This is a genomic window from Arthrobacter paludis (genome assembly GCF_056782315.1).
Genome location: NZ_JBXAEW010000014.1, coordinates 107,122 through 113,824 on the forward strand (window position 1 = coordinate 107,122; position 6,703 = coordinate 113,824).

General features: G+C 72.7%; 6 protein-coding genes. 3 read left to right on the forward strand and 3 right to left on the reverse strand.

The window, feature by feature from the left end:
* Positions 1–30 precede the first annotated feature (30 nt).
* Entirely contained in the window at positions 31–744 is a 714-nt protein-coding gene (locus tag AC1Q5D_RS13135; protein ID WP_481738908.1) for a maleate cis-trans isomerase family protein, read from the reverse strand.
* Positions 745–862: 118 nt separating this feature from the next.
* On the opposite strand from AC1Q5D_RS13135, the gene AC1Q5D_RS13140 reads away from it, so the two are divergent.
* Positions 863–1,363 (forward strand): DUF3830 family protein, encoded by a 501-nt coding sequence (locus AC1Q5D_RS13140; protein ID WP_481738909.1) that lies wholly within the window; start codon positions 863–865, stop codon positions 1,361–1,363.
* Here AC1Q5D_RS13140 and AC1Q5D_RS13145 read toward each other — a convergent pair.
* Positions 1,360–2,013: a GntR family transcriptional regulator gene (locus AC1Q5D_RS13145; RefSeq protein ID WP_481738910.1), complete on the reverse strand. Its 654-nt coding sequence runs from the start codon at positions 2,011–2,013 to the stop codon at positions 1,360–1,362. The two genes, AC1Q5D_RS13140 and AC1Q5D_RS13145, sit on opposite strands and share 4 nt — an antisense overlap.
* A gap of 178 nt (positions 2,014–2,191) precedes the next feature.
* Between AC1Q5D_RS13145 and AC1Q5D_RS13150 the strand changes: the two genes are divergently transcribed.
* Both AC1Q5D_RS13150 and AC1Q5D_RS13155 read left to right on the forward strand, forming a co-directional pair.
* Positions 2,192–3,607 carry an amidase gene (locus AC1Q5D_RS13150; RefSeq protein ID WP_481738911.1) on the forward strand — a complete coding sequence of 472 codons (1,416 nt, stop codon included), beginning with the start codon at positions 2,192–2,194 and terminating at the stop codon, positions 3,605–3,607.
* Between the two features lie 139 nt (positions 3,608–3,746).
* Positions 3,747–5,135, forward strand: coding sequence for an MFS transporter (locus tag AC1Q5D_RS13155; RefSeq protein WP_481738912.1), 1,389 nt, complete (start codon positions 3,747–3,749; stop codon positions 5,133–5,135).
* A gap of 73 nt (positions 5,136–5,208) precedes the next feature.
* Here the strand turns inward: AC1Q5D_RS13155 and AC1Q5D_RS13160 are convergent, their stop codons facing one another.
* Positions 5,209–6,369: an IS30 family transposase gene (locus tag AC1Q5D_RS13160; RefSeq protein WP_481738913.1), complete on the reverse strand. Its 1,161-nt coding sequence runs from the start codon at positions 6,367–6,369 to the stop codon at positions 5,209–5,211.
* Positions 6,370–6,703 lie beyond the last annotated feature (334 nt).

The following is a 6,703-nucleotide window of genomic DNA, read 5'->3' on the forward strand; positions in this document are numbered from 1 at the left end:
CGCCGCCGTCGTCGTGCTGCCCGTCCGCGGCTACCGCGCGGCGAAGAGGGCGCCCAGGCCGGGCGCGACGGCCGGGTGGCCGGCCAGGCGGAGGCCGTGCCACGCCGTCACCTGGTTGGCGGTGAGCACCGACATGCCCAGTTCCTCCTCCAGCCGCGGCAGGACGCCGACGGTATGCAGCGCGGTGTCGGGGATGAGCAGGCACTCGGCGTCGGCGACGTCGGCGGCCCGGGCGGTGGCCAGCACCCACTCGGCGCCGAGCAGCCCGGCGTCCTCGCCGCTGGGGACGTCGTAGGAGGACAGCGCGGTGACGGCGATCCCGTCCCGCTCGAGGAACTTCACGAAGTGGCCCGCCACGTCCTCCGGGTAGGTGGCGGCGACGGCCACCCGGTCCAGCCCCAGGTGGTGGACCGCGGCGGCGAACGCCAGCGTCGTGGAGGAGGACGGCGAACCGCTCGCCCGCTCCACCCACCCGGCCTGCTCGCGGCAGCCCTCCCATCCGTAGACGAAGCTGCCGGACGTGCAGGCCCACAGGGTCGCGTCCGGGGCCAGCGCGCGGGCGCGCTCCGCGGCCGGCGCGAGCTGTTCCCGGGAGCCGAGCTCCAGGAGGGCCTCGACGTCGTGGTCGGTGGCGCCCTCCCACGTGTGGATGACCGGGAAGGCCGCGCCCGGCACGAGGGACTCGAGGGTCTGGAACTCGTCCTCGGCGCTGTGTCCGGGGTAGAGGATGGCGATCGTGGGCATGGTCCGGATTTTTCCTTTCGGGGGCTGTTGCGCGGGTCACACAAAAGTCTACATTTGGATTGTAGACAATCCTAGGGCTTGCCTCTGGCGCCCGCCTGCGATCCGAAACGGAGTCCCCATGGCCCGGTACATGACCATCACGCTGGAGAAGCGCGGCGTCAGCGCCCGCGCGCGACTGCTCGACGCGGAGGCCCCGCGCACCGCGGAGGCCGTGTGGCAGGCGCTTCCCCAGTCCGGCCAGGTGTTCCACGGGAAGTTCGCACGCAACGAGATCTACGCACTGGTCCCCTCCTTCGCGGACACGGAGCCCGGCGGGGAGAACCAGACCGTCACCCCCATTCCGGGCGACGTCTGCTACTTCACCTTCGACGGCGTCCTCGAGAACCCGGCCTACGGCTACGACACCTCGGCCGGCACGGCCGAGAACCGGCTCCTGATCGACCTGGCCGTGTTCTACGGCCGGAACAACATCCTGCTCAACGGGGACGTCGGCTGGGTGCCCGGCAACGTCTTCGCGACGATCGAGGAGGGCCTCGAGGAGCTCGCGGCGGCCTGCCAGGACGTCTGGATGGGCGGGGCCCGGGGGGAGACGCTCAGCTTCGCCCGCGCCGAGGACTAGGCGGGACCGGCCGGGAGGGCCTCCGCCGGCGTGGGGCCGTGCGCGCCGAGGAGGCGGGCGGCCAGGCCGCCGTCGCCGGCGCGGATGGCCTCGGCGATGGCCCGGTGCGGCTCGATCCGCGCGTCGTGCGGCGCGGCGGGGACGGCGCCCGATGCGAGGCACAGGCCCGTCTCCACCATGAGCGTCCGGTGCATGCGGAGCAGCCGCGGGCTCGCGGCCAGCGACACGAGCAGCACGTGGAAGTCGACCGCCGCCCGGTCGAGCTCCCCGCCGTCGCCGGCGGCCGCGGCGCCGTCCATGCGCGCGACGACGGCCATCAGGCGGGCGCCGGCGCCGGCCGGGTCCCGCCGGACCAGGCGCGCGGCGGCCTCCCGCTCCAGCGCCGCCCGGGCGAGGTAGAGGTCCGCGAGGTCGGCGCCGGTGATCTCCGGGACGAAGACGCCCCGGCCGGGCGCGCCCTCGAGCAGTCCCTCCTGGACCAGCCTCTGGATGGCCTCGCGCAGGGGTCCCCGGCTGATGTGGAGGGTCCGGCAGAGTTCGGGTTCGTCCACGGGGGCGCCGGGGGCCAGCTCGCCGCCGGCGATCGCCCGGCGGAGGCGGCCCGCCACGAGCTCGGGAACGGTCTTGCGCACCACGCGTTCCAGCCCCATGCCGCCTTCCTGGCCTCCTGGGTCGCCGTGTGTCCCGGGGGCCGCCGCCATCCTACCCGGCGGCCGAAAACCGGCCCCTTGCGTGATCCAGATCACTGCCCTAAATTTGTCGACAATCCTACGAATTCCGTAGCGATGCACGAGTGCCCCGGACACGCCGGGCAGATAAGGACCATAGATGACCGACCTCGCAGAGCTGACCGCGGTCGAGCTCCTGTCCGGCTACCGCACGGGCGACATCTCGCCCGTCGAGGCCACCCGCGACGCCCTGCGCGCCATCGAGGAGCACGACGGCGGCGTCAACGCGTTCGTCTCCGTCGACGGCGAATCCGCGCTGCGCACGGCCGCCGCGTCGGAGGCCCGCTGGCGGGCCGGCGCCCCGCTCGGTCCCGGCGACGGCGTCCCGACGTCGATCAAGGACATCTTCTACACCCGCGGCTGGCCGACGCTGCGCGGCACGCGGCTCATTGACGCCGAGGGGACCTGGGACCAGGACGCCCCGTGCGTGGCCAGGCTGCGCGAGACCGGCGCCGTCCTGCTGGGGAAGACGACGACGCCCGAGTTCGCATGGAAGGGCGTCACCGACTCGCCGCGCCACGGCTCCACCGGGAACCCGCACGCGCCCGGGCTGACGTCCGGCGGGTCCAGCGGCGGCAGCGCCGCCGCCGTCGGACTCGGGATGGGGCCCTGGTCGGTCGGGACCGACGGCGGCGGGTCGGTGCGCATCCCGGCCGCGTTCACCGGGACGGTCGCGCTGAAGCCGACGTTCGGCCTGGTGCCGATGTTCCCGGCCAGCCCGTTCGGCACGCTGGCCCACGCCGGGCCGATGACCCGCACGGTCACGGACGCCGCCCTGCTGATGGACGTCCTCACCGGCTTCGACTCCCGGGACTGGGCGGCGCTGCCGACCCCGTCCTCCTCCTTCCTCGACGGACTGGACGACGGCGTCGCGGGCCTGCGCGTCGCCTTCTCCCCCACGCTCGGCTTCGGCGTCAACGACCCCGAGATCGAGTCGCTCGTGCGCGCCGCCGTCGACCGGCTCGCCGACCTCGGGGCGCACGTCGATGAGGTCGACCCCGGCATCGCCGACCCGGAGGAGGCCTTCCACACGCTGTGGTTCTCCGGGGTCGCCAAGGTCCTGGAGGCCTACGGGCCCGGGGCCGCCGAGCGCATCGACCCGAACCTGCGCCGGATCCTCGACGAACGCGCCGCGGCCACGGCCTCGGAGTTCCTGGACGCGACCGCCGTGCGCATGGACCTCGGCGTGACGATGGGCCGGTTCCACGAGACGTACGACGTCCTGCTGACGCCGACGCTGCCCATCCCGGCGTTCCCGCGCGACCGCGACGTCCCCGAGGGCTGGCCGTCCCCGCACTGGACGAGCTGGACCCCGTACACGTACCCGTTCAACATGACCCAGCAGCCGGCCGCGAGCGTGCCCTGCGGCTTCACGTCCGCGGGCCTGCCCGCGGGGCTGCAGGTCGTCGGGCCGCGCCACGGCGACCCCGCCGTCCTGCGCGCGGCGCGCGCCTACGAGGCCGCAACCGACTGGGGCACCGCCCGCCCCGCACGCCCCCTGGCCCACCGCCGGTAGCCCCGTCCCACCCACCACGCCGGGGCGGCGCGCCGCCCCGTCCGCGGGGGCGCCGCCCGGCGCCCCCGCAACACGCCCACATCCACACGCACCGCCGCTCCATCCCCGGCCGCCCGGCCGCATCTTCCACGGAGGCACCATGAATCCCGAGCCCAACCCCCGCCTGTCCCGGCGCAGCAGCCGCGGCCCGGACGACCGGACGGTGCGGCGCGCCGTCGCCGCGTCCGCGGTCGGCAACGCGACCGAGTGGTTCGACTACGGCGTCTACGCCGTCTCGGTCGGCTACATCACGCACAACTTCTTCCCCGGCGAGGCGGGCACCATCCTGGCGCTGAGCACGTTCGCGTTCTCGTTCCTGGTCCGCCCGCTCGGCGGCATGTTCTGGGGCCCGCTCGGGGACCGGCTGGGCCGCAAGCGCATCCTGGCCCTGACCATCATCCTGATGGCCGGCGCGACGTTCGCCATCGGCCTGCTGCCCACGTTCTCGACCCTGGGCATCCTCGCCCCGGTCCTGCTGATCCTGCTCCGCGCGGTGCAGGGCTTCTCCACCGGCGGCGAATACGGCGGCGCCGCCACGTTCATGGCCGAGTACGCACCGGACCGCAAGCGCGGCTTCCTGGGCAGCTTCCTGGAGTTCGGGACGATGGGCGGCTTCGCCCTCGGTTCGCTGATCGTGCTGGGCGCGGGCCTGCTGCTGGGCGAGGAGGCCATGAACGAGTGGGGCTGGCGCGTCCCGTTCCTGCTCGCCGGCCCGCTGGGCCTGATCGGCCTGTACCTGCGCAGCCGCCTGGCCGAGACCCCGGTGTTCCGGGAGCTCGAGGAGTCCGGCGAGGCCGGGGCGGCCCGCACGGGGATGGCGGAGCTGTTCCGCTTCTACTGGCGTCCGATGCTGACCATGACCGGCCTGGTCATCGCGCTGAACGTCGTGAACTACACGCTGCTGAGCTACATGCCGACCTACCTCGAGGGGCAGACCGGCATGGACGGCCAGGTGGTGCTGACGCTCATGTTCGTCGCCCAGTTCGCGATGATGCTCGTGATCCCGTTCGCCGGCGCCCTGTCGGACCGGGTCGGCCGGAAGCCGCTCTGGTACGCGTCGCTGGTCGGGCTGTTCGTCCTGGCCATCCCGATGTACGCCCTCATGGCGCGGGGCTTCTGGTTCGCGCTGCTCGGCTTCGCGGTCCTGGGCCTGCTGTACATCCCGCAGCTGGCCACCATCTCCGCGACGTTCCCGGCGATGTTCCCGACCCACGTGCGCTACGCCGGCTTCGCGATCACGTACAACGTGGCGACCGCGGCGTTCGGCGGGACGGCCCCGCTGGCGAACGAGGCCCTGATCCAGGCCACGGGCAACCCGCTGGTCCCGGCGTTCTACATGATGGGCGCCTGCGTCGTCGGGCTCGTCGCCGTCCGCTCGCTGCGCGAGACCGCGGGGGCCTCGCTGCGCGGGACCGCCGTCCCGCAAACGCTCCAGCAGGAGCAGGTCCCGGCGCAGGAGCGCGCCACCGCGCCCGCGGCGCGGGGCTGACGCACCCCGACCGGTAGGACGAAGGGCCCGCGGCGACAGGGCGGTTTCTAGGGGTCGTTGCAACACCTGCTGGCTAGTTGTTCAGTAGTAGATCACGCAGACGCTCGGCTGGGGAATCCCAGCCGAGCGTCTTGCGTGGGCGTCCGTTGAGTTCCTGGGCGACGTGTTCGAGGTCCTCGGGTCCGTAGACGGCCAGGTCGGTGCCTTTGGGGAAGTACTGGCGCAGTAGTCCGTTGGTGTTCTCGTTGGTGCCGCGTTGCCAGGGGCTGGCCGGGTCGCAGAAGTAGACGTCCATGTCCGTGGCGAGCCGGAAGGCCTTGTGCGCGGCCATCTCGGCGCCCTGGTCCCAGGTGAGGGATCCGCGCAGGTGTGCCGGCAGGGTCGCCATCGTGCGGACGAGCCCGTCGCGGACGGCTTCTGCGCCGTGGTCACCGGGTGGCAGGTGGACGAGCATGGTATAGCGGGTGGTGCGCTCGACCAGGGTCGCGATCGCTGACTGGTTCAGCGCTCCGGTGATCAGGTCCCCCTCCCAATGCCCGGGCACCGCCCGGTCCTCGATCTCGGGCGGGCGCTCGGAGATCATCACCATCGGATCGGCGAAGCGGGGCGTGCGCTGGCCGGGGTCCCGGTGCGGCTTGCGGCGGGTCCGCCCGGAGCGCAGGGCGCTCTCGAGCTCGCGTTTGAGCCCGCCCCGGGCCTGGAGGTAGATCGCCTGGTAGATGGTCTCGTGGCACACGCGCATCTCCGCATCGTCGGGGAATTCCCTGACCAGCTTGTGCGAGATCTGCTCCGGGGACCACTTCACGTCCAGGTGTGCCTGTACCCATGCGCCCAGCCGTGTCCCGTCGAGCTTGGACGGTTTGGGCCGGGCCCGACGGCGGACCGCACTCCGGTGGGCGGTGTGGGGCAGGTACCCCAGCTCGGAATCGGCGTTGCGGCGCAGCTCCCGGCTCAGCGTCGAGACGCTGCGGCCCATCACGGCGGCGATGCGGCGGAGGGACAGGCCGTCCCGGTGCAGGTCCCGCAATCGCTCGCGCTCCTGCAGAGTCAGGAACCGGGCACTGATCGGGCGCTCGCCCCGGAACGCCTCGGCAGCCCTCAAGGCGGCCTTTTCAATCGTGTTCGTCATTCCCCGTTTGTAGCCCACAACCCGCCCGTCCGGATGGATCCTGCGCCCGTTGCTCTTGCGGATACCCCGGTCCCAGTCCCTGGCAGTGCGCTCGTTGACCCCCACCCGGCGAACCGCTTCACGCCTCGGGACCCCCTGACTGCGTAGCTCGAAGTACTCCCCACGCCGGGGGTGACCCTCGCGGCGAGGGTACCGGACGTCTTGGGACGCCCGGCTCCTCAAGCCCGCCTTCCGCACCCACCCGGCACACGTGCTCGGGTTCAGCCCGAGTTCCCGGGCCGCCGCCGTCGTACTGCCCAAGCGGTCAAAGACGACGAAGAACCGCTCCCTGTCCCCGGTCGACGGCCTCTTGACGCTCTTCGGATCCTTCGTTAAACGCGGCACGGTCGTTGCAACCCCCAATATCTCTGGGTGTTGCAACGACCGTTAGAAGGCGCCC

Bases quoted from the DNA above. Each gene is read 5' to 3' on its own strand.
- AC1Q5D_RS13135 (WP_481738908.1), bottom strand. From the start codon at position 744: ATGCCCACGATCGCCATCCTCTACCCCGGACACAGCGCCGAGGACGAG.
- AC1Q5D_RS13140 (WP_481738909.1), top strand. From the start codon at position 863: ATGGCCCGGTACATGACCATCACGCTGGAGAAGCGCGGCGTCAGCGCC.
- AC1Q5D_RS13145 (WP_481738910.1), bottom strand. From the start codon at position 2,013: ATGGGGCTGGAACGCGTGGTGCGCAAGACCGTTCCCGAGCTCGTGGCG.
- AC1Q5D_RS13150 (WP_481738911.1), top strand. From the start codon at position 2,192: ATGACCGACCTCGCAGAGCTGACCGCGGTCGAGCTCCTGTCCGGCTAC.
- AC1Q5D_RS13155 (WP_481738912.1), top strand. From the start codon at position 3,747: ATGAATCCCGAGCCCAACCCCCGCCTGTCCCGGCGCAGCAGCCGCGGC.